Source organism: Paenibacillus sp. GbtcB18, from assembly GCF_019091125.1.
GTDB classification, from domain to species: Bacteria; Bacillota; Bacilli; order Paenibacillales; family NBRC-103111; genus Paenibacillus_F; species Paenibacillus_F chitinolyticus.
Map to the genome: position 1 here is coordinate 1 of NZ_JAGXJX010000628.1, position 250 is coordinate 250.

Genomic DNA, 250 nt, shown 5'->3' on the forward strand with positions numbered 1-250 from the left:
GGTGTTGAAGGCCGGTTCTCCGGCGGACTGCCAAGGGTCTGCGCATGTCCGGGGTCGCACTGCACCCGGAAACAAGTTGCTTGCTTAGGCAAGCTATTCGGGGCTACGGTAATCGCGTTGCGCCGGGCGGGAGCCGATGGGGCGGATCGCCCTGGCCTGCCCGGAACCGTTCCGAAAGGAATCGACATGTCATCCAGCTCCGCATCCGGAAGCGACCGCCGTTCGTTCCTCGCCAGAGTCGCCGCGGCCA

General features: G+C 65.6%; 1 protein-coding gene. It reads left to right on the top strand.

What is annotated here, in order from left to right:
- Positions 1-250 (top strand): hypothetical protein (locus tag KVT34_RS30710; protein WP_217563346.1); only part of this gene is annotated, 250 nt, incomplete at both ends.